Source organism: Enterobacter cloacae complex sp. SHL022 (assembly GCF_049237785.1).
GTDB lineage: Bacteria > Pseudomonadota > Gammaproteobacteria > Enterobacterales > Enterobacteriaceae > Enterobacter > Enterobacter hormaechei_C.
On sequence record NZ_JBMKJH010000002.1, the window covers coordinates 69,991 to 96,766 of the forward strand.

28 protein-coding genes are annotated in these 26,776 nt (G+C 57.2%); 12 read left to right on the forward strand and 16 right to left on the reverse strand.

Annotation, left to right across the window (positions count from 1 at the left end; all coding sequences use genetic code 11):
• Positions 1–19 precede the first annotated feature (19 nt).
• The 5 genes from ACOTZD_RS04500 to ACOTZD_RS04520 all read left to right on the forward strand — a co-directional run bounded on the left by ACOTZD_RS04500 (position 20) and on the right by ACOTZD_RS04520 (position 5,700).
• Positions 20–1,423, forward strand: coding sequence for a TolC family outer membrane protein (locus ACOTZD_RS04500; RefSeq protein WP_023295304.1), 1,404 nt, complete (start codon positions 20–22; stop codon positions 1,421–1,423).
• Positions 1,420–3,612, forward strand: a complete 2,193-nt coding sequence (locus tag ACOTZD_RS04505) for a type I secretion system permease/ATPase (protein WP_048210580.1) — start codon at positions 1,420–1,422, stop codon at positions 3,610–3,612. The genes ACOTZD_RS04500 and ACOTZD_RS04505 overlap by 4 nt, the downstream gene beginning before the upstream one ends.
• Positions 3,593–4,792: an HlyD family efflux transporter periplasmic adaptor subunit gene (locus ACOTZD_RS04510; protein WP_234903197.1), complete on the forward strand. Its 1,200-nt coding sequence runs from the start codon at positions 3,593–3,595 to the stop codon at positions 4,790–4,792. Before ACOTZD_RS04505 ends, ACOTZD_RS04510 begins: the two co-directional genes overlap by 20 nt.
• A gap of 250 nt (positions 4,793–5,042) precedes the next feature.
• Positions 5,043–5,342 (forward strand): type II toxin-antitoxin system RelE/ParE family toxin, encoded by a 300-nt coding sequence (locus tag ACOTZD_RS04515; RefSeq protein WP_015571638.1) that lies wholly within the window; start codon positions 5,043–5,045, stop codon positions 5,340–5,342.
• A 10-nt stretch (positions 5,343–5,352) separates the two neighbouring features.
• Positions 5,353–5,700 carry a HigA family addiction module antitoxin gene (locus tag ACOTZD_RS04520; protein ID WP_022651701.1) on the forward strand — a complete coding sequence of 116 codons (348 nt, stop codon included), beginning with the start codon at positions 5,353–5,355 and terminating at the stop codon, positions 5,698–5,700.
• A gap of 75 nt (positions 5,701–5,775) precedes the next feature.
• Here the strand turns inward: ACOTZD_RS04520 and ACOTZD_RS04525 are convergent, their stop codons facing one another.
• A complete protein-coding gene (locus ACOTZD_RS04525) occupies positions 5,776–6,957 on the reverse strand; it encodes a PLP-dependent aminotransferase family protein (RefSeq protein WP_022651702.1) in 1,182 nt (393 codons plus the stop codon).
• A 20-nt stretch (positions 6,958–6,977) separates the two neighbouring features.
• Positions 6,978–7,865 carry a LysR substrate-binding domain-containing protein gene (locus tag ACOTZD_RS04530; protein WP_048241982.1) on the reverse strand — a complete coding sequence of 296 codons (888 nt, stop codon included), beginning with the start codon at positions 7,863–7,865 and terminating at the stop codon, positions 6,978–6,980.
• A 97-nt stretch (positions 7,866–7,962) separates the two neighbouring features.
• On the opposite strand from ACOTZD_RS04530, the gene ACOTZD_RS04535 reads away from it, so the two are divergent.
• On the forward strand, positions 7,963–8,565 hold the full coding sequence (locus ACOTZD_RS04535; RefSeq protein ID WP_050870896.1) for a short chain dehydrogenase: 603 nt from the start codon (positions 7,963–7,965) through the stop codon (positions 8,563–8,565).
• Here ACOTZD_RS04535 and ACOTZD_RS04540 read toward each other — a convergent pair.
• From ACOTZD_RS04540 to ACOTZD_RS04560, 5 genes are all read right to left on the reverse strand, one after another.
• The gene (locus ACOTZD_RS04540; RefSeq protein WP_174401909.1) at positions 8,562–9,293 is read right to left on the reverse strand and encodes a class I SAM-dependent methyltransferase; all 732 of its coding nucleotides are present in this window, start codon (positions 9,291–9,293) and stop codon (positions 8,562–8,564) included. The two genes, ACOTZD_RS04535 and ACOTZD_RS04540, sit on opposite strands and share 4 nt — an antisense overlap.
• Before the next feature lie 74 nt (positions 9,294–9,367).
• Positions 9,368–10,366, reverse strand: coding sequence for a transketolase family protein (locus ACOTZD_RS04545; protein ID WP_022651706.1), 999 nt, complete (start codon positions 10,364–10,366; stop codon positions 9,368–9,370).
• A complete protein-coding gene (locus tag ACOTZD_RS04550; protein WP_032609986.1) occupies positions 10,366–11,211 on the reverse strand; it encodes a transketolase in 846 nt (281 codons plus the stop codon). Before ACOTZD_RS04550 ends, ACOTZD_RS04545 begins: the two co-directional genes overlap by 1 nt.
• A 12-nt stretch (positions 11,212–11,223) precedes the next feature.
• Entirely contained in the window at positions 11,224–11,973 is a 750-nt protein-coding gene (locus ACOTZD_RS04555; protein ID WP_003862216.1) for an SDR family NAD(P)-dependent oxidoreductase, read from the reverse strand.
• A gap of 36 nt (positions 11,974–12,009) precedes the next feature.
• Complete coding sequence (locus ACOTZD_RS04560; protein ID WP_050870892.1) at positions 12,010–13,341, reverse strand: MFS transporter; 1,332 nt, start codon at positions 13,339–13,341, stop codon at positions 12,010–12,012.
• 215 nt (positions 13,342–13,556) lie between these two features.
• Here ACOTZD_RS04560 and ACOTZD_RS04565 point away from each other — a divergent pair, with 215 nt between their 5' ends.
• On the forward strand, positions 13,557–14,477 hold the full coding sequence (locus tag ACOTZD_RS04565) for a LysR substrate-binding domain-containing protein (protein WP_003862214.1): 921 nt from the start codon (positions 13,557–13,559) through the stop codon (positions 14,475–14,477).
• A gap of 18 nt (positions 14,478–14,495) precedes the next feature.
• On the opposite strand, the gene ACOTZD_RS04570 is transcribed toward ACOTZD_RS04565, so the two are convergent.
• From ACOTZD_RS04570 to ACOTZD_RS04595, 6 genes are all read right to left on the reverse strand, one after another.
• Positions 14,496–15,875: an amidohydrolase family protein gene (locus ACOTZD_RS04570; protein ID WP_023314699.1), complete on the reverse strand. Its 1,380-nt coding sequence runs from the start codon at positions 15,873–15,875 to the stop codon at positions 14,496–14,498.
• Position 15,876: 1 nt separating this feature from the next.
• Positions 15,877–16,833, reverse strand: coding sequence for a carbamate kinase family protein (locus ACOTZD_RS04575; RefSeq protein ID WP_022651711.1), 957 nt, complete (start codon positions 16,831–16,833; stop codon positions 15,877–15,879).
• Entirely contained in the window at positions 16,830–18,410 is a 1,581-nt protein-coding gene (locus tag ACOTZD_RS04580) for a hypothetical protein (protein WP_022651712.1), read from the reverse strand. Before ACOTZD_RS04580 ends, ACOTZD_RS04575 begins: the two co-directional genes overlap by 4 nt.
• A gap of 11 nt (positions 18,411–18,421) precedes the next feature.
• Positions 18,422–19,837, reverse strand: coding sequence for a DUF1116 domain-containing protein (locus ACOTZD_RS04585; protein ID WP_414946668.1), 1,416 nt, complete (start codon positions 19,835–19,837; stop codon positions 18,422–18,424).
• A complete protein-coding gene (fdrA, locus tag ACOTZD_RS04590; RefSeq protein WP_129329314.1) occupies positions 19,837–21,378 on the reverse strand; it encodes an acyl-CoA synthetase FdrA in 1,542 nt (513 codons plus the stop codon). The genes ACOTZD_RS04585 and fdrA overlap by 1 nt, the downstream gene beginning before the upstream one ends.
• Before the next feature lie 108 nt (positions 21,379–21,486).
• On the reverse strand, positions 21,487–22,092 hold the full coding sequence (locus ACOTZD_RS04595; RefSeq protein WP_023323649.1) for an ankyrin repeat domain-containing protein: 606 nt from the start codon (positions 22,090–22,092) through the stop codon (positions 21,487–21,489).
• Positions 22,093–22,412: 320 nt separating this feature from the next.
• Here ACOTZD_RS04595 and ACOTZD_RS04600 point away from each other — a divergent pair, with 320 nt between their 5' ends.
• On the forward strand, positions 22,413–23,342 hold the full coding sequence (locus ACOTZD_RS04600; RefSeq protein ID WP_015571650.1) for a LysR substrate-binding domain-containing protein: 930 nt from the start codon (positions 22,413–22,415) through the stop codon (positions 23,340–23,342).
• Here the strand turns inward: ACOTZD_RS04600 and ACOTZD_RS04605 are convergent.
• The gene (locus ACOTZD_RS04605; RefSeq protein ID WP_003862203.1) at positions 23,339–23,497 is read right to left on the reverse strand and encodes a YqaE/Pmp3 family membrane protein; all 159 of its coding nucleotides are present in this window, start codon (positions 23,495–23,497) and stop codon (positions 23,339–23,341) included. The two genes, ACOTZD_RS04600 and ACOTZD_RS04605, sit on opposite strands and share 4 nt — an antisense overlap.
• A 179-nt stretch (positions 23,498–23,676) precedes the next feature.
• Between ACOTZD_RS04605 and ACOTZD_RS04610 the strand changes: the two genes are divergently transcribed.
• The gene (locus ACOTZD_RS04610) at positions 23,677–24,195 is read left to right on the forward strand and encodes a rhodanese family protein (protein ID WP_032609995.1); all 519 of its coding nucleotides are present in this window, start codon (positions 23,677–23,679) and stop codon (positions 24,193–24,195) included.
• Positions 24,196–24,277: 82 nt separating this feature from the next.
• Positions 24,278–24,457, forward strand: coding sequence for a hypothetical protein (locus ACOTZD_RS04615; RefSeq protein WP_003862199.1), 180 nt, complete (start codon positions 24,278–24,280; stop codon positions 24,455–24,457).
• A gap of 37 nt (positions 24,458–24,494) precedes the next feature.
• Here ACOTZD_RS04615 and stpA read toward each other — a convergent pair whose 3' ends face one another.
• Positions 24,495–24,899, reverse strand: coding sequence for a DNA-binding protein StpA (gene stpA / locus ACOTZD_RS04620; protein WP_022651717.1), 405 nt, complete (start codon positions 24,897–24,899; stop codon positions 24,495–24,497).
• Positions 24,900–25,395: 496 nt separating this feature from the next.
• Here stpA and alaE point away from each other — a divergent pair, with 496 nt between their 5' ends.
• The gene (alaE, locus tag ACOTZD_RS04625) at positions 25,396–25,845 is read left to right on the forward strand and encodes an L-alanine exporter AlaE (protein WP_022651718.1); all 450 of its coding nucleotides are present in this window, start codon (positions 25,396–25,398) and stop codon (positions 25,843–25,845) included.
• Between the two features lie 32 nt (positions 25,846–25,877).
• Here the strand turns inward: alaE and ACOTZD_RS04630 are convergent, their stop codons facing one another.
• Positions 25,878–26,222, reverse strand: a complete 345-nt coding sequence (locus ACOTZD_RS04630; RefSeq protein WP_006811693.1) for a DUF2002 family protein — start codon at positions 26,220–26,222, stop codon at positions 25,878–25,880.
• A gap of 158 nt (positions 26,223–26,380) precedes the next feature.
• Here ACOTZD_RS04630 and ACOTZD_RS04635 point away from each other — a divergent pair, with 158 nt between their 5' ends.
• A complete protein-coding gene (locus ACOTZD_RS04635) occupies positions 26,381–26,707 on the forward strand; it encodes a DUF883 domain-containing protein (protein ID WP_017382769.1) in 327 nt (108 codons plus the stop codon).
• The last annotated feature ends 69 nt before the right edge of the window (positions 26,708–26,776 follow it).

Here is a 26,776-nt window from a genome sequence, read left to right on the forward strand (position 1 = left end):
TTTTTATTAGGGACAAGACATGGGAAAGAAGATGCCTTACTGGTGGCTCTCGTGCTGCCTGATATCTGTGCCCGCTATCGCGGCAAACCCTGCGGCGATGATTAATACCGGACAATTAAGCGAAACGCAGGAACTCCCCTCTTTAAATGGCCGCGTGGCGCCCGTAGCCAGCAAAGCCGCCCCCGGCACGCTACAGCTGAATGAAGCGGTTAACCGCGCCGTGACCTGGCATCCGGCCATCAGTGAAGCCGTCGGCAAACTTTATCAGCAGAGCGAAAATGTGGACGTCGCTAAATCGAAATATTATCCGCAAATTAACGCTGGCATGGATAACGGCTATAGCCACGACGGTGACGATAATGGCTTTACCCCCTCGCTGGTGCTTTCTCTTTCGCAAATGCTGTACGACTTCGGCAAAGTCGCAAGCCAGGTGCGCGCGGAAAACGCGGGCGTCGCCCAGCAGCAGGCCAACGTGCTGGTGAGCATCGACACCATCGCCCACGATACCGCCATCGCCATGGTGCAGGTGCAGACCTGGCAGCAGATGGTCGAGACCGCCAAAGAACAGCTGGATGCCCTGTCCTCCATCGGCACCCTGACGAAACAACGTAATGATGAAGGCGCAACGTCACTCTCTGACGTGGTCCAGACCGATGCCCGTATCGAAGGGGCGCGTGCGCAGCTGATGCAGTATCAGGCGAGCCTCGACAGCTCGCGCGCCACGCTGATGAGCTTGCTGGGCTGGGACAGCCTGAACGCGGTCAGCAATGACTTTCCGCAAAGCCTGGCCCGCAGCTGCGACATCGCCGAGCCGGACGATCGTCTGGTGCCCTCGGTATTAGCGGCCTGGGCGCAGGCCAACGTCGCGCAGGCAAATCTCGATTATGCCAACGCGCAAATGACCCCTACCGTTTCTCTGGAGCCGGAAGTTCGTCACTACCTGAACGACCGCTACGCGGGCAACGAAACGCGGGACCGCACCCAGTACTCCGCGTGGGTTAAAGTGCAAATGCCGCTCTATCAGGGTGGCGGCCTCACCGCCCGGCGTAACGCCGCCGGACACGCGGTGGAATCCGCCCAGTCCACCATCCAGCGCACCCGTCTTGAGGTGCGGCAAAAACTGCTGGAAGCGCGCAGCCAGGTGATGAGCCTGATGAGCACGCTTCAGATCCAGGGCCGTCAGGAAGCGCTCAGCGCCCGCACCCGCGAGCTGTATCAGCAGCAGTATCTCGATCTTGGTTCCCGCCCACTGCTCGACGTGCTCAACGCCGAGCAGGAGGTGTATCAGGCGCGCTTTACCCAACAGCAAACCGCCGGACAGCTGCATCAGCTTCAGCTCAACTGTCTGTACAACACCGGGCGCCTGCGTCACGCGTTCGATCTTGAAAACCGCACCATCCAGACCGTGGAGATCCAGCCATGAAGCAACGCGATATCCCGCAGGGTGAAAACATGACGGATGAGGCGCTGGAGCAGTGGGCGCAGGCGTTTGGCTACGTGGCGACGCGCTATCGCGTTGCCTGCTCGCCAGGCTCGCTCGTCGCAGGCGCGCCGTGGCTGAAAGGCAAACCGATGGTGCCCGCGCTGACGCAGCTCGCCCGTGAAGCCGGGCTGACATTCCAGTTGCTGACGGCCGATCAGCACGCTATCAACAGCTGGCGTCTGCCGGTGGTGGTGGAGCTGAACGACGGTAAAATCGGCGTCATCGACAATTTCGACGGCGAGGATACGCTTGAGGTCAGCTTTTTCGACGACAGCACGCACACCAACCGCCTGTCGATGAGCGCGATGCTGCCTGCCATCCGCCACGTCATCGCCCTGCGTCCGCTGGCGGCGCTGAAGGACAGCCGCGTGGATGCCTATATATCAAAATACCGCCCGGACTGGCTCTACCGGCTGGTGATGCGCGACCTTCGCCCTTACAGCTGGGTGATGCTGGCTGCACTGTTCATTAACGTGCTCTCCCTCTCGGGCATCGTCTTTTCCATGCAGGTGTATGACCGGGTGATCCCCGCCCAGTCCTATCCGACGCTCTATGTGCTGACTATCGGGGTGCTGATCGCCACGCTGTTTGGCTTTGTGCTGCGCGTGGCGCGCGGACACATTATGGATCTGCTGGGCAAACGCTCGGATCTGCGCGTCTCGGATCGGGTGTTCGGCCACGCGCTGCGGCTGCGCCACAGCGCCATTCCGCGATCCACCGGCAGCTTTATCTCCCAGCTGCGCGAGCTGGAGCAGATCCGCGAGATGGTCACCTCCTCCACCATCTCCACCATCGTCGATCTGCCGTTTTTTATCCTGTTTGTGATTGTGCTGGCGATCATCGCGCCGCAGCTGGCGTGGATCGCTCCGGTGGCGGCGGTGATCATGGTCCTGCCTGGCCTGCTGCTGCAAAAGAAGCTGGCGGAGCTGGCGAAGCAGTCGGCGCACGAATCAACCCTGCGCAACGCGGTGCTGGTGGAAAGCGTGCAGGGGCTGGAGGACATCAAGCTGATGCAGGCAGAGAACCGCTTTTTGCAGCAGTGGAACAGCTATATCCAGATCACCGCCGAATCCGGCCTGCGCACCCGCGAACTGACGCAGAACCTGATCAGTTGGGGGATGACTATTCAGAGCCTGGTCTATGCCGGGGTGATCGTGGTGGGCGCGCCGATGGTGATTGACGGCACCTTAACCACCGGTTCGGTGGTGGCCGCCTCGATGCTCGCCTCACGGATGATCGCCCCGATGGCGACGCTGTGCGGCGTGCTGGCCCGCTGGCAGCAGGTGAAGGCGGCCAAAGAGGGGCTGGACAGCATTATGCAGCTGCCGACCGAGAACCAGCGCGAAGAGACGCCGATCCGCCAGGACGTGTTGCGCGGCCACTATCTTTTCGAGCAGGCGCAGTTCCGCTATCACCCGGAAGATCCCCGCATGGCGCTGCGCATTAACCGCCTGGAGATCAAAGCGGGCGAAAAAGTGGCGATCCTCGGGCGCAACGGCGCGGGCAAATCAACCCTGTTGCAGGCGATGGCGGGCGGGATGGATCTGGCGGGTGGTGAACTGCGGCTCGACAACCTCAGCCTGCCGCATCTGGACGTGGCTGACGTGCGGAGAAACGTCGGCTTTATGACCCAAAACGCCCGGCTGTTTTATGGCACCCTGCGCGAGAACATTACGCTCGGCATGCCGCGCGCCACCGATAAAGAGATCTTCGAGGTGCTGGAGATGTGCGGCGCGGCCAGCTTTGTGCAGAAGCTGCCAAAGGGGCTGGATTACCCGATTATGGAGAACGGCGTCGGGCTGTCCGGCGGGCAGCGGCAGTCTATTCTGCTGGCGCGGATGCTGCTGCGCGACCCGAATATCGTGCTGATGGATGAACCGACCGCCTCCCTTGATGAACATACCGAGCGGGAATTTATTCAACGTCTCGGGGCGTGGCTCGGCAACCGCACGCTGGTTGTCGCGACCCACCGCGTGCCGGTGCTGGAGCTGGTGGAGCGCGTGGTGGTACTCAAAGATGGCATGCTGGTGATGGACGCGCCAAAAGCCCAGGCGCTGAACAACAGCCGTATGCAGCAACAGCAGCAGGCAACCGGACGGGAGTGGAAAAATGAAAATCAGTCAGCGTGACGTTGCCGCAGTAGAAGATCTGGATAACGCGCTCGACTCCGAAAGCGGTTATACCGGCGCCCGGCGCATTGTTTTCTTCTCCCTGGTGATGTTTGTGGTGCTCGGCGTCTGGGCGTGGTTCGGCGTGCTGGACGAAGTCTCAACCGGCACCGGAAAAGTGATCCCCAGCTCACGCGAGCAGGTGTTGCAGTCGCTGGATGGGGGGATCCTCACCGAGCTGAACGTGCACGAAGGGGATCAGGTGCAGGCCGGACAGGTGCTGGCGCGGCTGGATCCTACCCGCTCGGAATCTAACGTCGGCGAAAGCGCGGCGCGTTACCGCGCGTCGCTGGCATCCAGCGCGCGTCTGTATGCCGAGGTGAACGATCTGCCGCTCAAATTCCCGCCGTCCCTGGAGAAATGGACCGACCTGACCGCCGCCGAAACGCGGCTCTACAACTCGCGCCGCGCCCAGCTGGAGGATACCCAGCGGGAGTTGCGCGCCGCGTTAGATCTCGCGAACAAAGAACTGGCGATCACCCAGCGGCTGGTGAAAACCGGGGCCGCCAGCCACGTGGAAGTGCTGCGCCTGCAACGGCAGAAAAGCGACCTGGAGCTGAAGCTCACCGACGTACGTTCCCAGTATTACGTGCAGGCCCGTGAAGCGCTGTCGAAGGCCAACGCCGAGGTGGATATGGTGTCAGCGATCCTGAAAGGCCGCGAGGATTCCGTTACCCGCCTGACGGTGAAGTCTCCGGTGCGCGGGATCGTGAAAAACATCAAGGTGACCACCATCGGCGGCGTCATACCGCCCAACGGCGAGTTAATGGAGATTGTGCCGGTGGACGATCACCTGCTGATTGAAACCCGCCTCTCGCCGCGGGATATCGCCTTTATCCACCCTAATCAGGAGGCGCTGGTGAAAATCACTGCCTACGATTACGCGATTTACGGTGGGCTGCACGGGGTGGTGGAGACCATTTCGCCGGACACCATTCAGGACGAAGCGAAGCCGGAGGTGTTCTATTACCGGGTATTTATCCGTACCAGCCAGGATTATCTGGTGAATAAGGCGGGCAGGCACTTCTCGATCGTGCCGGGGATGATAGCGACGGTGGATATTAAGACCGGAGAGAAAACGGTGCTGGATTATATGATCAAACCGTTTAACCGGGCGAAGGAGGCGCTGAGGGAGCGGTAGTCAAACGCCGGGTGGCGGCTGCGCCTTACCCGGCCTACATTCTCGCAGGCCCGCGCAAGCGCAGCGCCGCCGGGCATTAATCCGCACGCAAGACGTGGAATCCGCCTCGAAGAATTAACCTTTAGTCATGCATCACACTTCCCTTCAGCCATGACCAGGGTAATATTACTCGCAGAAAAAACGCACTTGCGCACAGTGCAGGAGTGCATTACTATCCACTCAGCTTCAAGGACTGGAGCTTACCAGCATTATGATTAATCATTTTCGGGATCAATGGCTTGAGGATTTTTTTCTCTACGGGAGATCGAGCAATGTTATTCCTTTGAATCTGGAAACAGCGCTTGCAAGAAAGCTCGACATCATCAATGCGGCCATGTCGCACCTGGATTTACGATCGCCACCGGGCAATATGTATGAAGCATTGAGTCCTCCGTTGAAGGGATACTCCTCTATCCGGGTAAACAGACAATACAGGCTTGTATTTCGCTGGTCAGAGGGAAAAGCAGACGATCTCTATCTCTCTCCACACAAGTACACGCAACACAAGTGAGGCATCACCTATGACACTTCAACAGGCACTCCGCAAACCCACCACGCCGGGCGAGGTGTTGCAGTATGAGTATCTTGAACCGCTCAATCTGAAAATCAACGATCTGGCAGAGATGCTAAATGTACACCGCAATACCGTAAGCGCGTTGGTCAATAACAATCGCAAACTTACTGCCGATATGGCGATCAAACTGGCAAAAGCCTTTAATACCACTATTGAATTTTGGCTGAACTTACAGCTAAACGTTGATATCTGGGAAGCGCAATCTAACTCCCGCACGCAGGAGGAGTTAAGCCGGATAAAAACCGTTGCGGAAGTCATGGCGAAGCGAAAATCCGGCAAGCCGGACGTTGCCTGATCCGCTCGCGCCACGCAATACGCTTACCCGACACGGGAACGGCGCATAACGGCATCTGCCATTATGCGCATCCGGTTACAGGGAAATTCTCAGGCGTCGAACCGCTTCTTTAAGCTGCTCATCCGTTGGGGTAACGAAAGACATGCGCAGCGTGGTGTGGTCCGGCTCGTTGCAGTAGAAGAACTCACCCGGCACAAACACGACGCCGTTGCTCAACGTTTTTTCCAGCCATTTCGTCGTATTGATGCCGTTATTCATTTTCGCCCACAGGAACATGCCGCCCTTTGGCTTGTGGAACGACATCACATCGCCCAGCTCCGCTTCCAGTCCACTGGCAAAGGTCTGGTATTTCTGGCGGTAGGCTTCGCGGATCATTTTAATCTGATTCGCCAGACGACCGGTTTTCAGATATTCGTACGTCATCAGCTGCGACAGCGTGCTGGTGTGCAGATCGGTGGTTTGCTTGAGGTTCACTACCGCGCGCTTTAGCCACTCCGGCACCAGCACCCAGCCCACGCGGGTGCCCGGCGCGAGGATTTTAGAGAAGGTGGAGGTGTACACCACGTTATCCTCATTGCCGATATCTTTGGCATGAGCAATCAGCGGGCGGAACGCTTCGTCGGTGTAGTTGATCTCGCTGTACGGGTCGTCTTCGATAATCACGAAGTCATAGCGCTTCGATAATTCCACCAGCTGTTTACGACGCGCTTCGGAGAGCGTCACGCCGCCCGGGTTACCAAAGGTTGGCACGATATAAACCGCTTTGATGGTTTTAGTTGCCACCAGCGCTTCTAGTTCATCCACTTTCATGCCGTCGCCGTCGGTACCGACGGATTCAAATTTCGCCTGCGCCAGGCCAAAGACCTGCAACGCGGCGAGGTAGGTAGGCCGCTCCACGACGACCGTATCGCCCGGGTTGATTAACGCCCGCGCCAGCACGTCAAGCGACTGTTGCGAGCCGGAAGTAATGACCACATCATCGGCTTTACAGGCGATGCCGCGACCTTCAGAGATGCGTTGGATCTCTTCGCGCAGCCCCGGGACGCCTTCCGTCAGACCGTACTGGAATGCTTCGCCAAAATGCTGAGACAGCACGGCATCAGCGGCGATTTTTAAACCTTCATGATCGAACAGGTCCGGATTTGGAATACCGCCACCCAGCGAAATCACGCCTGCCATTTTGCTATGTTTTAATAATTCACGGATGGCAGAGGATTGCAGGCCCTGCGCGCTGCTGGCGAGTTTGTTTGCAGACATTCTTTACTTACCTTCTTTTTTTATATTGTGCCCAATCTTAGCAGAATATGGGCAATAAATTCCGTTAGCTTAGGCAGCGGCCGCAAATCCTGGCGCCACAGTAAATGCACCGGCCTCGGCGCGGGCGTAAACGCTTCCAGAACCCGAACCAGCCTGCCGCTCGCCAGCTCTTCCGCCACCAGCACTTCCGGTTGCAGCAGAAGTCCCGCCCCGGCTCGCGCCGCCATGCGTAAGCCGTAGCCGTCATTGCATCGTAAGACGGCATCACGCTTCCAGCGCACTTCGCCTTCCACACCCGGCAGCCGCCACTCGTTACGCGCCGTCCATACCGTGTGCGACAGGCACAGGTGATCCACCAGATCGGCTGGCGTTTGCGGCGTACCGTGACGCGCCAGATAATCCGGCGCGGCGCAGATCGTCATGTTGTAGGGACACAGATATTTCGCCACCAGGTCCTCATTACGGATCTCACCGATACGAATGGCCAGATCGACCCCTTCCTCGACCAGATCAACCATTCGGTTGGTGAGATCCAGTTCGATGCGCACTTCCGGGTAACGCTGCAAAAACGTGGCCGTCAGAGGCGCGATAACGCAGCCGCCAAACGAGGTGGGCGCTGTCACGCGCAGGGTGCCGGCGGGTGTGGCTCGCAGGCGCTCAACCGCGTTTTCAGCAATCGAGACCTGCTCCAGCACGCGCCTGGCCTCTTCGAAATAAACGCGTCCGGCGTCGGTCAGGCTCTGGCGACGGGTGTTGCGCTCCAGCAGCCGCGTACCGAGCTGCGATTCCAGCTGCGTAATATACTTCCCGACCATCACCGCCGACATCTCCAGCCGGGCCGCCGCGCCGGTAAAGCTGCCGCTTTCCACCACCGTGATGAACGTCTCCATGCCGCGAAGCTTATCCATATTCCGAACCTCTGGTTAGCAATCTTCTAACATCAACCCAGTTTATCTGAATTTTTATTTATTAAAGAATGAAGGCTCACAACATAAGGAGTCTGCTATGAAAATCGTCATTATTGGTGCCAGCGGTACGGTCGGTCGTGCTGTGACAGATGAGCTAAGCCGTCGTCACGAGGTGATCAGCGTGGGTCGCACGCAGGGCGACCATCAGGTGGATATCACCTCGCAGGCGAGCGTACAGGCGCTGTTCGAAAAGATCGGCCCGGTGGATGCGATTGTCTCCGCCAGCGGTGGGGTACACTTCGGCCCGCTCGCAACCATGACCGACGGCGAGTTCAACCGGGGCTTACAGGATAAGCTGCTGGGGCAGATTCGTCTGGCGCTGACCGGCCAGCACTACCTGAACGAAGGCGGCTCGATTACGCTGATAAGCGGCATTGTGGCTCACGAGCCGATTGCTCAGGGCGTCAATGCCACCACGGTCAATGCGGCGCTGGAAGGGTTTGTGCGCGCCGCAGCCTGTGAACTGCCGCGCGGCATTCGCATTAATCTGATCAGCCCGACGGTGCTGACCGAATCCGCCGAAGCGTACGACGGCTTCTTCCCCGGGTTTGAAAGCGTTCCCGCTGCGACCGTTGCGCAGGCCTACCGCCGCAGCGTGGAAGGGGTACAGAGCGGGCGGGTATATAAAGTCGGCTATTAAGCCTTACGGGCGGCGATCAGCACCAGCATCGGGCGTTCCGCCTCTTCGGCCAGCGCGGGCCAGGCGTCAACCTGCGTCTGCGTTGGTCCCCACTCATTGACTTCGCTTATCGTTAACCCCGCTTTGATCAGTGCGTTAAGCGTGGTGCCCAGCGTGCGGTGGTATTTAATCACCCCGTCCGCCAGCCAGTTGCTGACGCGCTGGCTTTCGTCCTGATAATGGTTCACGCCCCAGAACCGCTCGCCGTTGTCGTCGGTGAGCCAGCCCTGACGGGTGGCGCAGGTATAAATCGGGTGCTCCATCGAGAAGACCAGGCTGCCGCCGGGTTTAAGCGCGCGCTGCACCCTGGCGAATAGCGTGTCCAGTTCCGGCAGATAGTGCAGCGCCAGCGAGCTGTAGACCAGATCGAGGCTATTCGCTTTCAGCGCCAGAGATTCCAGATCGCTAAGCTGATAGTGAATCCGATTGTCATCAGTCAGTTCAGCCGCGCGGGCGAGCATTTTTTCTGAAATATCAACACCCGTGACGTCAGACGCGCCCAGCTCGCGCGCTGCGCGACAGAACCATCCGTAGCCGCAGCCGAGATCGACAACCGCTTTACCGGTTAAATCTGGCAGCATTGCCTTGAGCGCGGGCCACTCCGGCGCGCCGTTCAGGCCCTGAACCGAGCGCGGAAGCTGGGTATAGCCTTCAAAAAATGCCGGGTTGTCGTAGATGTTTTGTGCCATAACGGACTCCTTTATCGCAACAGTGGCGAGGGTAAAGCACCCCTCGCCCGTTGACAACGTATCCGTCTTATAAATCACAGCCTGCGCCGGATTTTCTCCACCATGGCTGTGGTTGAGATCCCGTAGCGGTCATGGAGGGTGGGCAACGCGCCCGCATCAAGGAACGCGTCCGGCAGCGCGACGGTATCGAAATCCACGTTCACGCGGTTGCGCATCAACAGCGACGCGACGGCTTCGCACAACCCGCCTACGCTGCTGTGGTTTTCCGCCACGATGACCAGCCGTCCCGGCTTCGCAGCCTGCGCCAGGATCGTCTCTTCGTCCAGCGGCTTAATGGTGGGCGAGTGCAGCACCGCCACGCTGACGTTATCCTTACGCAGCTGCTTCGCCGCCTCCAGCGCACGCATGGTCATCAGGCCTGAGGCGACGATCAGGACATCGTTCCCCTCTTCCAGCAGCGCAGCTTTGCCAATCTTAAACTGGTAGTTGTACTGGTCCAGCACCACCGGCACCTTGCCGCGCAGCAGGCGCATATAGACAGGGCCATCGTGCGCTGCCATCGCCGGCACCGCCTGTTCGGTGTCGATTGCGTCACAGGGATCGATAATCGTCATGCCCGGAATACCGCGCATAATCGCAATATCTTCCGTCGCCTGGTGGCTCGGCCCGTAACCGGTGGTTAGCCCCGGCAGCGCCGCGCAGATCTTCACGTTCAGGTGCTCTTCAGCAATCACCTGATGGATAAAATCGTAGGCGCGGCGGGTGGCGAAGACGGCATAGGTGGTGGCGAAAGGAATAAAACCCTCTTTCGCCATGCCGCCCGCGGCCCCCATTAACAACTGCTCGGCCATGCCCATCTGAAAGAAGCGTTCCGGGTAGGCCTGAGCGAAAATATGCAGATCGGTGTACTTCGACAGATCCGCAGTCATGCCTACGACCTCCGGTCGCTGTTCCGCCAGCTTCACCAGCGCGTGGCCGAACGGTGCGGCTCGCGTCTCCTGGCCCTCTTCCGCGATAGAGGCAATCATCGCCGACGTGGTTAAACGCGGTTTTTTCTCCGTGGTCTGGCTCATTACAGCACTCCTTCAGGTTTGTTGGCATCCAGCACAGCGAGTGCCTTTTGCCACTCGTCAGCATCCACGCGAATAAAATGGTTCTTGTCACGCTTTTCGAGGAACGGCACGCCCTTGCCCATCAGCGTGTCGCACAAAATGACGCGCGGCTGGTTTTCCGGGTAGCGTTTGGCGTTATCAAACGCCGTTACCAGTGAAGGGACATCGTTGCCGTTGACGCGCTGCACGTACCAGCCGAAGGAGGTCCATTTATCTTCCAGCGGCTCAAAGCCGAGGATCGCGTGCGAGTTGCCATCCGCCTGCTGGCGGTTAATGTCCACCAGCACGATCAGGTTCGACAGGCCGTGATGTGCCGCCGACATCGCAGCTTCCCAGGTTGACCCTTCGTCCAGCTCGCCGTCCGACATGGAGTTAACGACCCATGCCGCGCTCTGCTTACGCTTCAGCCCCAGCGCCATGCCAACGCCAATGCTTAAGCCCTGCCCCAGCGAACCGCCGGAGATCTCCATGCCCGGCGTGTAGGTTGCCATGCCGGACATCGGCAGGCGGCTGTCGTCCGCGCCGTAGGTCTCCAGCTCCTCTTCAGGAACGATCCCCGCTTCAATCAGAGCGGCGTAACAGGCAATGGCGTAGTGGCCGTGAGAGAGCAAAAAACGGTCACGCCCCTCCCACTCCGGCTCGCCCGGCTTAAGGTTCATTCCATGGGTAAACGCGGTGGCCAGCACATCGGCATAGCCCAGCGCCTGCCCGATGTAGCCCTGCCCCTGCACTTCGCCCATGCGCAGCGCGTAGCGGCGAATGCGCCAGGCCGCGGCGGCAACCTGTTGAACTGTGGTATCCGTCATCGTCGTATCTCCTTAATGGATCAGCATCCCGCCGTTCACGTCGAGCGTGATACCGGTGGAGTAAGAAGAGAGGTCGCTGCCGAGGAACAGCGCGGCGCGGGCAATATCCTGCGCGTCTCCGAGGCGGTTAAGCGGAATGCCCGCCAGAATGGACGTTTTCATCTCATCGCTCAGCTTGCCTGCGGTAATGTCCGTCTGGATAAGACCCGGCGTGATGCAGTTTACGCGCACATTGTCGGGCCCCAGCTCACGCGCCATGGCTTTTGCCAGCCCCAGCACACCCGCTTTTGCAGCGCTGTAGTGTGGGCCGCCAAAGATGCCGCCGCCGCGCTGGGCCGATACCGATGAAATGCAGACGATGCTGCCCGACTTTTGCGCGCGCATAGTGGGAATAACCGCCTGGGACATTAGCAGCGTGCCGCGCAGGCTGACGTCAAGCACCGCATCGTAATTTTCGCGTTTGATATCCATCAGCTTGATCGGCTGAGTTATGCCGGCGTTATTCACCAGAATATCGATGCGCCCGTATTTCCCCAGCACCTGCTCAATGGCGGCATTAACCTGTAATTCATTGCTGACGTTCGCCGCAAGGCCCAGATGTTCGTCGCCAAGGCTCGCGGCGGCAGCCCGGCTGGCTTCAGCGTTTAAATCGATAATCACCACTTTCGCACCCTGTTCAGCATATAATTTCGCCGTAGCGAAACCCAAACCGCGTACGGAAGCCGCGCCGGTAATAACGGCGACTTTATTTTTCAGTAGCATACATTTACTCCATTAGGACAAGAGAGATTTAATGTTTTATTTCGGCTCTTCCAGCAGCATAATCATTATTAAGCCAATGGCTGCGCAAATACCGAAATAAATAAACACGGTATTAAAACTACCTGTTTTATCCAGCAGATAACCTGCCAGCATCGGGGAAACAAATCCGCCGAGATTACCGCCGCTATTGATAATGGACGCGGCAATCGGATAGGTTTTACTGTCCGCAACAGCCATTCCATAAGCCGTAAAAGCGGGCCAGCCGATATTCAGACAGAGGCCGACAAAAAATAACCCGACGCAAACCGCGACGGTGCTTTGCGGAATATTCAGCATAATAACCATCATTAAAACGGTGCTGATGGCGGTAAACATCATGGTCGGTTTACGTCGGCGGCCGAGCAGTTTGTCGGAGACGTAGCCGCCAAAAATCGCACCGATAAATCCACCGATGCACGGCATGCTGGCGACCAGCCCCATGCTCATAAACGTAAAGCCTTTCTCTTTCACCAGATAGAGCGGGATCCACGTCAACAGTCCGTACAGCACGCTGACCATCATAAAATAGGCCAGGCAGTCGCCGAGAATATTCTTCGAGGTAAACAGCCCTTTCACCGTGCTTACCGGGGCTAATTCCCGCACGCGGATCAGCCGATCGAGGCGTGCAAAGCCCGGTGAAATCACGATGTTTTCCCGTCTGGCGTCCGGCGTCTCCTGACCGGCGGTAATGGTCTCCAGCTCCGCTTTCGAGACGAATGCGCTCTCGGACGGCTTCGTGCGTACCAGCAGATACCACAGGACGGCAATGACCAGGCCGGGGATCGCAAAGGAGAAGAAGACCCAGCGCCAGCCCCAGGTCATGGCGATCCACACTGCCAGCGGCGGCACGAGGATGGGCGCGAACATGGTGGCGGCGATGTAGACGCCCGTGGCCGTGGCCTTCTCCTTTGGCGGAAACCAGTTATTGATGGTGGAGGCCAGCCCGACCGGGCACGGCCCCTCTGTTAACCCCAGCCCCAGGCGGATACACTTCAGGCCCAGAACCGAGGTTGCGGTGCCCATCAGCCAGGTAAAGGCAGAGAAGCCGAATATCGACAGTGCCACCATGCCGCGAATTCCCTTTTTGGCAATAAAAAAGCCCGCAGGAATTTGGCTCAGGGCGTATCCCAAAAAAAACATGCTGGCGATGGCACCGGCTTCGAAATTATTGATATGAAATTCGTCAATGATAAACGGCAGTACTGCACCAATATTTGTTCGGTCAGCATAGTTAATGGCATAAACAATAAAAATTAATGCCAGCACAACGAAACGGTAATTGGTTTTTTTAGTCTTTATGTAGGGGACAGCTTGTTCTATACGAGACATAACTTACCTCATTATTCGAACACCGTGAGTCGTTTTATTATTGCGTTCAACGTCAATATATCGGCTCACCCATGAAACGCCATTCAATAAAGCTCATTTATTGCTGAGATAAATTTGATTCGCGATACAGCTCAAAAAAATAACATCGGGATAAAATTGCCCGCTCGCAGTCTCAATGTTATGTTTTTTATCAATTATCGTGTAAGGAGTAGGCCATGTCCGCGCAGGATCGCCAGACGTTATCGCTGCCCTCGCTCAGAAATTTGCAGGCGTTTATCGCCGTTGCTAACGCCCTGAGCATCCATCAGGCGGCGGAACAGCTCAACGTCACGCCTTCGGCGGTAAGCCACCAGATCGCGTCGCTGGAATCGTGGCTGGGCAAGAAATTATTTATCCGCAGCGGCAAAGGGGTTCAACTCACCCCGACGGGAGAACAATATCTGCGGGAGGTCTCGGCGGCGATGAGCGCCATCGGGCGCGCCACCGATCAAATCGTGAAAGAAAAAGACAATGCTGTGCTTCGCGTGCACTCTTCCCCCACCTTCGGGCTGTCCTGGCTGTTGCGCCGTCTGGGCAGATTCCGCGCCGAATATCCTGATATCACCATCAATCTCACCTGCTCCTATGAGAACCTACAGTTCGCCAGAGATAATATCGACATTGATATCCGTCACGGTATTCCGGACTGGGACGCCTACCGGGTGATGACCATTAAAAACGACACGCTGGTGGTATTGGCCTCGCCGGACTATGCAGAAGAGCATCCCATCAGCACGCCCGCCGATCTGCTGCAACAGTCGCTTATCTCGTCCACCAGCACTCTGGTGAACTGGGAGAAATGGTTCGCCTGGCACAATATCGACAGGCCCTGGCTTAATTTCAGCCTCAGCTTCGACCGCTCCTACATGAGCTTTGAAGCGGCGCGCATGGGGCTTGGGTTTATTCTGGAGAGCAAAATGATGGCTACCGATCACCTGAAGGATGGCTCGCTGGTGCAGGTGCTGCCTGATGAAATGGGTATCGCCATCAACGCGCACCATCTGGTGATGCCGCACATGAACGAACGCGCGTGGAAGATCCAGCAGTTCGTCGAGTGGATTGACCGTGAGTTGCGATTGTCGGGGTATCACCTGTAGCGATACCCCAACGTGGCGTCAGGCGACCGTGCCCCAGACCAGATTCCCCTTGTGGAACGTCGCGGTGCGCGGAGAAATGCGCGCCACCGCCTCGGCGGAACAGGAGGCGTCAACCAGCACAAAGCTGGCGTCGTCCTGCGCTTTAGGCCACACGCGCTCACCTTTGTCGTTCAGCGGCAGCACGTCGCCGGTGGCGATGCCCAGCGCCCGCGAAAGCGTCTGCTCGTTCGGGCGAATATAGAGCTGGGCGTAGAGGTTGGCTTTCTCCAGCATGTCCCCCAGACCGTACGGCGACCAGTGGTCGATCACGCTGTCGGTACCGGTCATGACAAACACGCCTTTATCACGTAACTGCTTCAGCGGCATGTGCAGGGTGCCAATCGGCACGGTCGAGGCGATGGTTACCTGCTGTGCCGCCATGCGGGTGGCGATCTCATCCACCTGCTGTTCGTTAAGCGTGGCCAGCGCGAAGGCGTGGCTGATGGTCAGCTTCCCCTTCAGCGCCGGCGTTTTCTCCACGGTTTCTACCATGTAGTTCACCGCCGCCACGCCCGCCGGGCTGGTTTCATGCAGGTGAATATCCACCCCTTTGTCGTAATCCAGCGCAATCTGGAACATGGTATCTAGCGATTTCTCCATCGCGCCGTCGACGCTGGTTGGGTCCAGCCCGCCCACATAATGCGCCCCCGCCTGCATCGCCTCGCGCATCAGCTTTTCAGAATTCGACAGCAGCAGGCCGTGCTGCGGGAAGGCAACGATTTCGCAGTCAAAGCCTGCGCCCCGGCGCGCCAGTACCGCCTGCAAATTTTCCAGGTTTTTCAGGCCGGAAACCGGCTCTATGTTGCAGTGGCTGCGGGCGATGGTGGACCCTTTGGACTGGATCAGGTCGATCAGCTTTTCGGCGCGTTCTTGCGTGTAGGGCTGTAACTCCGGCAGCAGCTTCTGCTCCAGGCGGATCATGTCCTGAATGGTGGTGCCCGCCGGACGGTTCAGGGAGCGCCACGGGCCGCCGTAGAAGGTTTTATCCAGGTGAATGTGCATGTCGCGCATCGCCGGAAGCATCAGCTTTTTACCCGCGTCGTAGTGCGGCAGGGTCGCGTCGGCGTGGCTGCCGTTATCGCGCAGGGCGACGATTTTCCCGTCTTTGATCTCCAGCGTTTTCAGCTCGGTGCGGGTGCTTGTCGCCACGCTGCCGTCGTAGTTAAACCCGGCTTCCAGCAGCACGTTGTCGAGATAGTAATGTTTTGCGGTGATGTTCATCGGTTTACCCGTCTCGCAGGTTGCCTTTACAGAATCGGCAGCATACGCGACGGAACCCGTGGCGCCAAACAGCGCGCAGGCAGTAACCATTTTGCCGCTCTGGCTGATAAACTCGCGGCGGCTTTTATTCTCACTCATCTTATCTTCCTTCATTAATAATATGGGTACCCGTTTCACCGCGCAGCGCTGCGGGCAGGCAGTCCGGCGAGGTGATGATTACGCGCCTGCCGCCATGGCGTAAAAATTCCAGCGAAGCGACGATTTTTGGCAACATGCTACCTGCCGGGAAGTGGCCTTCATCCATGTAGCGCGTCATCTGCGCCACGTTGACGGTATCCAGCGCCTGCTGGTTCGGCTTGCCGAAGTTCACGCACACTTTCTCCACGCCGGTGGTGATCACCAGCACGTCGGCGCGGATCTCGCGCGCCAGCAGCGCGGTGGAGAGATCTTTATCGATAACCGCATCCACGCTCTGGTAATCGCCCTGTTCACTGCGCACCACGGGAATGCCTCCACCGCCCGCGCCGATGACCACAAAACCTTTCTGCGTTAGCGCCTTAATCGCATCCGCCTCGACGATGCGCCGCGGCTGGGGCGAGGCCACCACGCGGCGATAGCCCCGGCCTGAATCCTCGACAAAATGCCAGTCCGGGTGCGCGAGCTGTAGCTCGTCGCGCTGCGCCTCGCTGAAGAACGCGCCGATCGGTTTTGTCGGGTGCGTAAAGCCGGGATCGTTTTTATCCACCTCCACCTGGGTGACGACCGTGACCGCCTTTTGCTCGCCACGCGCCGCCAGGCGGTTGTTGAGCGCCTGCTGGATCAGGTAGCCGATGCCGCCCTGGGTATCCGCCACGCAGTTTGCCAGCGGGGTCAGCGGCAGCCCTTCCCGCTCGTGGGCGATTTCGGCGCGGCGCAGATCCAGCCCCACCTGCGGGCCATTGCCATGGGTGAGCACGATGTCATAGTCCGAGGCCAGCATTTCGAGCACCGACTCAGCCACCGCTTTGACCGCCTGCGCCTGATGCTCAATCGACTGGCTGGCGTTGTCTTTGATAATGCTGTTGCCGCCGATGGCGACGACCATAAGCTCTTTCATTTTGTTTCCTTTAGAAGGTGCGTTCTGGTGCCCTCACCCCGGCCCTCTCCCACAGGGAGAGGGGGATTAACAGAGGTATCCAGCACATGCTTCACCACAAACATCCCGCCCATCATCAGGTAGGCCGTGACAAACATCAGGGAACTGCCCTCGGCAAAGCCCACCACCGGGGCGTGGATCACGCCAAACAGCGCCAGCAGCGCGCCTCCTGCGGCGGCGACGGCCCCGCGCAGCGGTTTGTTGATAATGGCGAAGATGGCGATACAGCCCCAGAGCATGCTGGCGAGCGGCGCGCCGTTGCCGAGATGCATCAGGCCTTCGTAGTAGATCCCCTTGCTGTGCAGCACGTCGGTGCCGATTTTCGCCGCGCTGGTCCCCGCGGCGCTCATCACGCTGTTCATCATGGTCAGCGCCCAGTTGGCGATCCACGGGAACAGGCAGATGAAGATAACGGGCACCTCCACTTTCGGGGTTTCCCTCACCACCTGGTTGGCGGTGACGACGCCGATAAACACCAGAATCGGCACGATGGCGGTCATCGGTATGATGGCGAGCATAAAGGCCCCCAGCCCGAACAGCGGCACGATGAACATGGTCACGCCGGACGCCAGGGTGTAGCCGATGCTGGCGCCCATCGCTTTCCAGCCAGGATGGCCGACGTAGACCGTGACCGGGAACGGATTGCCCATCAGGCAGCCGAGCATCGAGGCCAGACCGTTCGCCAGCATTACCTTGCGGGTCGGGTATTCATCCCCTGCCGCGTGGGCGCTTTCGATGTTCTCCAGGTCAAAGATGTAGTTCGCCAGCCCCAGCGGTACGGCGGACGCCAGATACGGCAGCGCGTGCGGCAGCCCCTGCATAAAGCTGTCCACGTGCACTTCCGGCGGGTTAAAGCCGAAGGATGACATGGACGCTTTAATGGCATCCGGGCTTTGCAGGCCGGAGATCCACGCAAGTAGAGTACCGGCAATTAACAACAGCAGGCCGGTCGGGATACGGGCGAAAATCGGCTTTTTACCGAACCAGTTAATGAAGATCAGCAGCAGGACGATAAACGATACGGTCGGCGCTTCGAACGCCTGCAACATCGGGTTCATCGCCAGCAGCAGCAAGCCAAGACCGGACAGGCACGACAGCAGCACGGTACGCGGGATCATCTTGCGAATGGTTTCCCCAAGGAAGGAACCGCCCGCGAGGATCATCGCTTCCACAAAGCACCACACCAGGCCAATCTGAATCGCGAAATCCGCATCGCCGGTTTGCTGGTAAACCGGCATTAAGACCAGGAAGGTCACGGTAAAAATCGACGGCGCGCTCGGGCCGGACGGCAACGCGGTGACGTCCGTTCGTCCGGTAGCGCGCGCCATTTGCAGGCCAAACCACGTATAGCAAAGACTCGCCACCAGCACCGCCAGCCCGAAGGCTGGCGCGATGCGTCCATAAACAATCTCCTTCGGGATGCCGACGACAAAAATGAGCAACCCCATCATGGTCAGCAAATTGGTCAGGTTGTTGGTCATCAACCCGAAATAAGCTGCCCAGTCACCTCTTTTCCACTCCAGTTTCATGTTTTTCATGGATGCATGCCTTATAAAAAGTAGCGATCGCGGAAGGTCAACAGCGCCTTTTCAAAACAGCTAAACGGCGGGTGAACGATGCCCGCCCCAATCATGCCGATCCCGGCGTCCTTGTGGGCAATGGCGGTATTGATGACCGGCAGAATGCCGCTGCCCGCAACCTTCGTGATGTCGATGGCGGTCGGGATCCCCATAAAGGAGAGCAGCGGAATGGTGACGTTCGGGTTTTCGCCGAGGGTGATTTCGCGCATCTGGCGAGAAAAATCGATGGCTTCCTCCACCGTGCCGCCCACCAGTGCCACGATTGCCGGGGCCGTCGCCATCGCAAAGCCGCCGATGCCGTAGGTTTCGGTGATGGCGCTGTCGCCGATATCCAGCCCGGAGTCTTGCGGCTTATAGCCCGCGAACATCGGACCGATCACCTGCTGCGCCGGGCCGGTGAACCACTGCCCCGGCAGGCCAGAAACGCGCAGGCCGAACTCGTAGCCGTTGCGCGCCATGGTGGTGACGACGGTGCTGTACTCAATGCCGTGGGCAGCATCCAGCGCGGCCTTACACATCGCCATCCACGTCGGACCGGAGAAATAGTCGCTGCTGGCGACAAACTCGAACACTTCACGCTGCTGCGCCACCGAATAGCCCGCCTGGATCAGCCCCGGCGTCAGCGCCTGAATAAGCAGCGTGGTGCCCGCGTTGTTGCGGTTGTGGCACTCGTCGCCCATGTGCAGCGCCTGGGCCAGCATCAGGCGCAGGTCGATTTCGCCGATAATGTTCATGGCGTCGCGCAGCATCGGGCCGAGCACGTCGCACATCCAGTTCAGGCGCTCGATCACGCTCTGGTCGTTGGCCCCCATGCGCAGGATCTTCGCCATCTGCTCGCTGAGGTTGGTGAAGGCGCGGTTGCCGTAAGTTTTGTTCTCAACGATGTGCATAAACATCGACGCGGAGGTGACGCCCGCCATAGAGCCCACACAGTCGTGCTCGTGGCACGGCGAGAAGGTGATGTCGCCTGACGCCGCCAGCCTTGCGGCGTCCTCCAGATCCGTCGCCAGCCCTTCAAACACCAGCGCGCCGGTAACCGCGCCTTTCATCGCCCCGCACATGTTTTCCCAGGTAACTGGCGGACCGGCGTGCAGAATGGTCGTGCGGGTCATGCCCGGCACCACGTTGATGGCCTGGTCATAGCCCACCAGCACCGGATGGGACTGAATAATCCGCTCCAGGGCAATTTTGTTCGCGGCGGCAATTTTCTTCGCCAGCGGTTTTTCCGCCAGCTGGTCGAGCGCTTCAACAACCTGCATATTGCCCTGCCCCGGCGGCGTCCAGTCGAGCTGGGTCACGGGAACGTGCTGCTTTTTGAGGTCGTCGCTGAACATCGCAATGCCGACGTTAATGACGTTTAGCGGCTGGTTGAATAAAGTGGTCATTATGCTTTCTCCCCTTTGCAGACAAATTCGCGTGCCAGTAATCCGGTGTTGGTGCTGCTGCTGGCCCAGATGACGCCTGCGTCGGTCAGCAGCTGGCACTGCTGCGCCAGCGACTGCGGATCCTGATCGGTGCCGAGCACGTAGCCGAGAATTTCCAGCGGACGGTTGTCGGCGTTCGCGATCGCCTGTGCCTCTTTGATCGCCTCGATCATCACCCCCACCGGATCGTCGTGCGCGCCAAAGCCCAGCACGAAGTCCATCACGATGACGCCCACCTGCGGATCGCGCGCCTCCTGTAGCAGGCGGCTGATGCGGTTGGTCGGGTCGATCATTGGGTGTGGCTTGCCGTTGGTGAAATCATCGTCACCGAAATCAAGGAAGGTGTGGGCCTGGCTGACGCTGATATCTTTCAGACGCCTGGCCGGGTCCGGCTGGATGTTGCTGTAAACATCGTCAAACTTCTCCAGCGCGGCAAACATCGCTTCGTCGCACAGGGTGCCGCCGCAGAACAGGCCGCGAATGTATTTCTGCTGCGACGTCAGGCGGGTGCGTACCTCTTCGATCAGCGGCCAGTTGAGCGGATGTAAATCCAGGTCGTCTTTTTTAATGCCGGTAAGCAGCACCGCTTTCAGGGCCGCCTCTTTGGTGCCACGAGCAAACTGCAAACCGTCTTCATCGGCAGGCGGTTCGTTGCGGCCCAGGAAGCACACAACTACAGGCTTGCGGCAGGCGCGTGCCCGGGCCAGCACCTTCTCAGCCACCGCGGGTGCTGGCGGTTTGGAGATGAGCGCTATCACCCGAGTCGCGTCGTCCGCCTCCAGCATGTCGATGGCGTCGAGCATCATCAGGCCGCCGATCTTCTCGCTAAGATCGCGCCCGCCGGTGCCGATCAACTGCGACACGCCGCCGCCGAACTCATGAATGCGCACGCTCAGCTCCTGGCTGCCGGTACCGGAGGCGCCAACGATGCCAATCGGCCCGCGACGCACCGTGTTGGCGAAGCACAGCCCCGCGCCGTTGATAATGGCGGTGCCGCAGTCTGGCCCCATCATCAGCAGACCCTTTTCATGCGCCAACTGCTTCAGCGCCAGCTCGTCGTCGAGCGATACGTTATCGGAGAAAAGCATCACGTTAAGATCGTTTTCCAGCGCCTGACGCGCTTCCCGGGCGGCGAAGGTGCCGTTGACGGAAATCACCGCCAGGTTGCTGTCCGGACGATGGGTTTTGGCGCTGGCAATCGACGCGTAGCGTGCTTCATGGGAGCCCGTGCGCTCTTTACGCGTGAACAGCGCTTCAATGGCGGCCAGGGTTTCATCATTTGCCGCGTCGCCTTTAATCACGATCATCAGGTCGCCATTTTTCGCGTCCGCTAATTCCGGCGTTAATAGCCCGAGGTTTTTTAATACGCCTTTGTTCATTTCCGTCGCCATCGCCACAAACGCCTGCTCGACGCCCGGCAATTTATTGGCTTTGGTGGAAACCGACATTAAGGAAACCGAATCGAAATACGTATTCTTTTTTATGACGATTTTGGTTGGCATTATTTTCACCTGTTTAAGATAAAAGGGGGCCGCCGTCGTGCTAAATGCACGTCGGTAACAATGCGTTTTTTCAGTAACGGCCAGCCAGGGGAAGGCTGACCGAATGCGCTACGCGCCTGCCGCCAGCAGCAGGTCTGCGATCGCGTTGAAGCCTTTTTCCCGCGCCAGTTCGAGCGGGGTTTTGCCGTATTTATCGGTCATGTGCGGGTTCGCGCCGTGATCCAGCAGCAGCTTCACAATTTCTTGCTGCTTTGCGCCGCCGTCGTTTAATACGATGGCCTCCAGCAACGGCGTCCAGCCGACAAAATTGGTGTGGTTGACGTTGATGTCGGTTTTTTCCAGCAGCTCACGCACGATTTCAACGTGCCCTTTTTCACTGGCAGGGGTAATGCCCACGCCGCCAAAGCGCGTCAGACGGTCGAGATCCGGATCCGCCGGAAGGAGAATGCGCAGCAGGGTTAAATCATTGGTCAGGCAGCTGATCAGGAAGGGGTTAAAACAGGTCTGGTCCTGTTTATCAATATCCGCCCCGGCGGCAATTAAAAATTCCACACAGGCGTAATGCTTTTTCAGGCTGGCAATAATAATGGCGGTTCTTTTCTGGCGGTTGGTTACGTTAATATCCACGCCTTTTTCCAGGCAGGCTTTTAGCGCGTCGATATTGCCCTCTTCTGCCGCCAGCAGAAATTCTGTAACCAGTGCAGTTGCAGACATATTCAGACTCCCTATGTTTCACTTCTGATGACCTGAGAATAGCAACAGCCTGGTCATAAAAGAATCCGCTTAAAAATGATTCATCGACACGCAATTCATTGTTGAGTTAAATTCAACGGTCCGGCAGAAACGTGCGTCTGTGCAACCTTTTTCTTATGTTTTACCGCTTTTACACGCTTCAGGCTGCATTATCCTTATGGCTGAAAAAGCCTTACACAGCGCGGCCCTACGTAAAAATACAGAACTGTGACCAACATCAACTATGATGTAACGCCAGTGTTAAAATATGTTCAAAACTGATGGTCACCAGGAGCCATAATATGAATTCCATCTTTACCGAAGAGAATTTGCTGGCCTTCACCACCGCGGCACGTTTTGGCAGTTTTAGCAAAGCGGCTGCCGAGCTGGGCGTAACCACCTCGGCAATCAGTTACACCATCAAACGCATGGAGACCGGCCTGGACGTGGTGCTGTTTGTACGCAACACGCGCAGCATTGAGCTGACCGAATCCGGTTTTTATTTTTATCGTAAAGCGACCGACCTGCTGAATGACTTTCATGCCATCAAGCGCGGGATTGATACCATTTCTCAGGGCATTGAGACGCGAGTGCGCATCTGCATAAATCAGCTTTTGTATACGCCACGCCATACCGCGCGTTTGCTCCAGGTGCTGAAAAAACAGTTTCCCACCTGCCAGATCACGGTGACGACCGAGGTGTATAACGGCGTCTGGGATTCCATCATTAATAATCAGGCCAATATCGCCATTGGCGCGCCGGATACGCTGCTGGACGGCGGCGGCATTGATTATACCGAGATAGGCGCGATCCGCTGGGTATTTGCCATCGCGCCCACGCATCCGCTGGCGTTCGCCCCGGAGCCCATCTCCGAAAGTCAGCTGCGTCTGTATCCCAATATCATGGTCGAGGATACCGCGCATACCATCAATAAGAAGGTGGGCTGGCTGCTTCACGGTCAGGAGGCGATTCTGGTGCCGGACTTCAACACGAAATGCCAGTGTCAGATCCTGGGGGAAGGTATTGGATTTTTACCGGAATACATGACGCGTGAGGCGGTGGAGGATGGGCTGCTGGTAACGCGGCGAATCAATAATCCGCGCCAGGATTCGCGCATGCTGCTCGCCACGCAGCATGCGGCGACCGGTCAGGTCACGCGCTGGATAAAACAGCAATTTGGCCCCGAAGGCGTGCTGACCCGGATCTACAGTGACTTACTGTGGCGTACCTAGCTCTTCGTCTGAACCCAAAATGCGTGGATAAGACCGGGGAAGTAGCCCAGGATGGTCAGAAGGATATTCAGAATAAACGCCCAGCCCAGCCCCTTGCCAAGCAGCACGCCCAGCGGCGGGAGAATAATCGTAAAAACAACGCGCCAAAAACCCATAAATAACTCCGTGCAAGCTAACCAATTGAAAATTATAAAAGACACTTCTCTAAGCGTAGCCAGTTTACGGGTAACTGCCATTCGTCTCTCGCGCTTTTACCTGCCTTTACCCTCTTTACACTGGCTTAAACCCGGCCTTAAATGCTCTACTGTTTTGAAATTGACCGTAAGGAAACATAATGTCTCTTCCTCTTATTTCGCCGCAGCAGGCAAACGCGCTTATTGCTGAAGGCGCCAAACTTATCGATATTCGCGACCCCGACGAGTATGCCCGCGAGCATATTCCGGCGGCGCACTCCATTCCGCTGGATTCGTTACCCGGCGGGCTTAACGCGGCGCCGGGAGAAACGGTGATTTTCCACTGTCAGTCCGGCGCACGAACCTCAAACAATGCTGCTCGTCTGGCGCAGGCAGCATCCCCTGCGAACGCCTGTGTGGTTGAGGGAGGCATTCAGGGCTGGAAACAGGCCGGACTGCTGACCGTTGAAGATCGATCGCAGCCGCTTCCGCTGATGCGTCAGGTGCAGATCGCTGCCGGGCTGCTGATCCTCTGCGGCGTGGTGTTGGGTTACAGCGTCTCCAGCGGTTTTTTCCTGCTGAGCGGTTTTGTGGGCGCCGGGCTGCTGTTCGCCGGAGTGACAGGTTTTTGCGGTATGGCGCGACTTCTGAAAGTGATGCCGTGGAACCGACGTACCTGATAAGGAGTATCTGAAAGATTAGGCTGTACCCCGTCCCGGACGTGGGCTATGGTGAAGATCATGACAATGATGAGGAGGTGCTATGTTTTCTGTCGGTGATTATGTCCAACCGCGTCAGGGCGGTCCGAAACTGAAAGTGCTCGAAGTGAATGGTGAAAACATTGTGGCCGTGCAGGCCAGCGATGAGCAGGGCGAGAAATATCACCTGAAAGCGGCGGACGTAGTTCTGTACTCCGAAGAAGGTGACTTTGGCGTCTGCTAAGTCAATAATCGGGCGGAATACACCGCCCGAATAATCATCAGATCAGGAAATCGTCCAGCGATTTACCGTTTGCCAGTGCGGTCGCAATTGGCTTTGGCGTACGTCCCTGACCGGTCCAGGTTTTTTCTTCACCGTTCGCGTCAATAAAACGATATTTCGCCGCACGCGCTTTACGTTTTTTCGTCGGCTGACCCGCCTGCGCCAGGTCACTGCCTAACAGATCGCTCGGAGAAATACCGTCAGCTTTCATCAGTTCCAGCAGAGCATTAATTTTATCCTGCTGTTCAGCGCGTTGACGCTCTAATTCAGCCTGCTCGCTGCGTTTTTCTTCAGTGACAATCCGGAATTTTTCCAGCACTTCTTCCAGAACATCCATGGATAATTCACGTGCCAGCGCCCGGAGGGTACGAATATTATTAAGATTCTGTAACGTTAAAGCCATAATAATGAAAAACCTTTCTTCGTGTGTATAACATAAATCAGGCAACAGAATAATTGATTTTGGTTCTGATATCTACCCACCCTGACGTTTTGACATTATTGTAAATGTTTTAGAATATCCCGTAAATATAACCCTGAAATATATGTCTGTTTTAAAGCGTAATATACCGCCCTTCCCCAGGCCAAAAAACCCTGTTTTAAACCGTTCAAAAAGCCGCCTCCAAAATCCCACACAACAAAGGTTTCACACGCGCATAGATAATCTAATTCATTGATATATTTCACTAAAATAGGCACGAGGAGAGAAAATAACGAAGCGCGCAAAAAACGCACAATGTTAGAGAATTTTATGGCTAAAGCGCCAGTAAATAAAAATTAATCACTACTTGTTAGTTAAAAGTCAGAGAGATACGCTATACACTCAAAACAAACCAACCTAAAGCACTAAAGGCTGCAGGTAAAACGCCACTTTTTTGTCCTGTTCGAGGAGTTCAGACATGTTCTCACCGCAGTCTCGCCTGCGCCATGCGGTAGCGGATACGTTCGCGATGGTCGTTTACTGTTCCGTCGTGAATATGCTGATTGAAATTTTCCTGTCGGGAATGTCCTTTGAGCAATCTCTCTCGTCGCGCCTGGTGGCCATTCCGGTGAATATCATGATCGCCTGGCCGTACGGCCTGTACCGCGATGCAGTGATGCGTTTAGCCCGGCGTATTAGCCCGGCGGGTTGGGTAAAAAACCTGGCGGACGTGCTGGCTTACGTGACGTTCCAGTCCCCGGTGTATGTGTTTATTTTGCTGACGGTGGGCGCAGACTGGCATCAAATCGCCGCTGCGGTAAGTTCAAATATCGTGGTATCCATGCTGATGGGTGCGGTGTACGGTTACTTTCTTGACTACTGCCGCCGCCTGTTCAAAGTCAGCCCTTATAGCCAGGCAAAAGCGTAAGGTAAGGCGACTGGCTCATGCCAGTCGCAGAGTTATTGTACGTCGCCAAACAGCCCTTTCAGGAATCGCTCCAGCGCCATACGCGAGCTGAAACCGTGCGGAATACCATAATGTTCATGCGTCTCGCCGCCTAAATAGAGCGGAAATTGCTGATAATGATCGCAGGTTTTAATATCCGAGGCGGGCTCAGCAAATGACAGGCTTCTGTCTTTGAGTGTCGGGTGAATAATGAGAGCAGTACGCCCCATTCTTGCTTCACGGTTGACGTAAACATAATTCTCACCACGGCGATATCCGTATGCTTTTGATGTTACCTCATCCATGGTGAACCCTTCTTTTTCAAGAACGCGCGCCACCTCATCGGGTCGTAAATACATATCTTTTCCTCATTATCATTCCTGCCCGGCAACCTTACAGTATTCAGCATTAGCAGGGCTTTCAGAATATTCCATAAACTGCCCGATAAGCCGTGACTCGCTTCAGATATTACATTTCTGGACTAAACTAAACGGGAACACAAATTATGGAGGATCGTATGTTTAACAGACCGAACCGAAACGATATTAATGACGACACACAGGATATTCGTAACGATGTCAGCCAATTAGCGGACACGCTGGAAGCCGTATTGAAATCCTGGGGCTCTGACGCGAAGGACGAAGCAGATGCCGCGAAACGTAAGGCTCAGTCTCTGCTGCGTGAAACGCGGGCAAGGATGAATGGCCGCTCACGTACCACTCAGGCGGCCTGCGACATGGCCAGCTGCGCCACCACCTTCGTACGTGAAAAACCGCTTTGTACGCTGGGAACGGTCGCGGCGGTCGGGATTTTTGTCGGCGCCCTGCTTAGTCTGCGTAAGTAAGCGCGCGTTCTTAGCCCCGGTAGCCTCAGGCGCCGGGGCTTTTCTTTGTCTGACAACCTGAAAAAACCG

Coding starts and splice junctions, on each gene's coding strand:
- ACOTZD_RS04500 (WP_023295304.1), top strand. CDS start 20: ATGGGAAAGAAGATGCCTTACTGGTGGCTCTCGTGCTGCCTGATATCT.
- ACOTZD_RS04505 (WP_048210580.1), top strand. CDS start 1,420: ATGAAGCAACGCGATATCCCGCAGGGTGAAAACATGACGGATGAGGCG.
- ACOTZD_RS04510 (WP_234903197.1), top strand. CDS start 3,593: ATGAAAATCAGTCAGCGTGACGTTGCCGCAGTAGAAGATCTGGATAAC.
- ACOTZD_RS04515 (WP_015571638.1), top strand. CDS start 5,043: ATGATTAATCATTTTCGGGATCAATGGCTTGAGGATTTTTTTCTCTAC.
- ACOTZD_RS04520 (WP_022651701.1), top strand. CDS start 5,353: ATGACACTTCAACAGGCACTCCGCAAACCCACCACGCCGGGCGAGGTG.
- ACOTZD_RS04525 (WP_022651702.1), bottom strand. CDS start 6,957: ATGTCTGCAAACAAACTCGCCAGCAGCGCGCAGGGCCTGCAATCCTCT.
- ACOTZD_RS04530 (WP_048241982.1), bottom strand. CDS start 7,865: ATGGATAAGCTTCGCGGCATGGAGACGTTCATCACGGTGGTGGAAAGC.
- ACOTZD_RS04535 (WP_050870896.1), top strand. CDS start 7,963: ATGAAAATCGTCATTATTGGTGCCAGCGGTACGGTCGGTCGTGCTGTG.
- ACOTZD_RS04540 (WP_174401909.1), bottom strand. CDS start 9,293: ATGGCACAAAACATCTACGACAACCCGGCATTTTTTGAAGGCTATACC.
- ACOTZD_RS04545 (WP_022651706.1), bottom strand. CDS start 10,366: ATGAGCCAGACCACGGAGAAAAAACCGCGTTTAACCACGTCGGCGATG.
- ACOTZD_RS04550 (WP_032609986.1), bottom strand. CDS start 11,211: ATGACGGATACCACAGTTCAACAGGTTGCCGCCGCGGCCTGGCGCATT.
- ACOTZD_RS04555 (WP_003862216.1), bottom strand. CDS start 11,973: ATGCTACTGAAAAATAAAGTCGCCGTTATTACCGGCGCGGCTTCCGTA.
- ACOTZD_RS04560 (WP_050870892.1), bottom strand. CDS start 13,341: ATGTCTCGTATAGAACAAGCTGTCCCCTACATAAAGACTAAAAAAACC.
- ACOTZD_RS04565 (WP_003862214.1), top strand. CDS start 13,557: ATGTCCGCGCAGGATCGCCAGACGTTATCGCTGCCCTCGCTCAGAAAT.
- ACOTZD_RS04570 (WP_023314699.1), bottom strand. CDS start 15,875: ATGAGTGAGAATAAAAGCCGCCGCGAGTTTATCAGCCAGAGCGGCAAA.
- ACOTZD_RS04575 (WP_022651711.1), bottom strand. CDS start 16,833: ATGAAAGAGCTTATGGTCGTCGCCATCGGCGGCAACAGCATTATCAAA.
- ACOTZD_RS04580 (WP_022651712.1), bottom strand. CDS start 18,410: ATGAAAAACATGAAACTGGAGTGGAAAAGAGGTGACTGGGCAGCTTAT.
- ACOTZD_RS04585 (WP_414946668.1), bottom strand. CDS start 19,837: ATGACCACTTTATTCAACCAGCCGCTAAACGTCATTAACGTCGGCATT.
- fdrA (WP_129329314.1), bottom strand. CDS start 21,378: ATGCCAACCAAAATCGTCATAAAAAAGAATACGTATTTCGATTCGGTT.
- ACOTZD_RS04595 (WP_023323649.1), bottom strand. CDS start 22,092: ATGTCTGCAACTGCACTGGTTACAGAATTTCTGCTGGCGGCAGAAGAG.
- ACOTZD_RS04600 (WP_015571650.1), top strand. CDS start 22,413: ATGAATTCCATCTTTACCGAAGAGAATTTGCTGGCCTTCACCACCGCG.
- ACOTZD_RS04605 (WP_003862203.1), bottom strand. CDS start 23,497: ATGGGTTTTTGGCGCGTTGTTTTTACGATTATTCTCCCGCCGCTGGGC.
- ACOTZD_RS04610 (WP_032609995.1), top strand. CDS start 23,677: ATGTCTCTTCCTCTTATTTCGCCGCAGCAGGCAAACGCGCTTATTGCT.
- ACOTZD_RS04615 (WP_003862199.1), top strand. CDS start 24,278: ATGTTTTCTGTCGGTGATTATGTCCAACCGCGTCAGGGCGGTCCGAAA.
- stpA (WP_022651717.1), bottom strand. CDS start 24,899: ATGGCTTTAACGTTACAGAATCTTAATAATATTCGTACCCTCCGGGCG.
- alaE (WP_022651718.1), top strand. CDS start 25,396: ATGTTCTCACCGCAGTCTCGCCTGCGCCATGCGGTAGCGGATACGTTC.
- ACOTZD_RS04630 (WP_006811693.1), bottom strand. CDS start 26,222: ATGTATTTACGACCCGATGAGGTGGCGCGCGTTCTTGAAAAAGAAGGG.
- ACOTZD_RS04635 (WP_017382769.1), top strand. CDS start 26,381: ATGTTTAACAGACCGAACCGAAACGATATTAATGACGACACACAGGAT.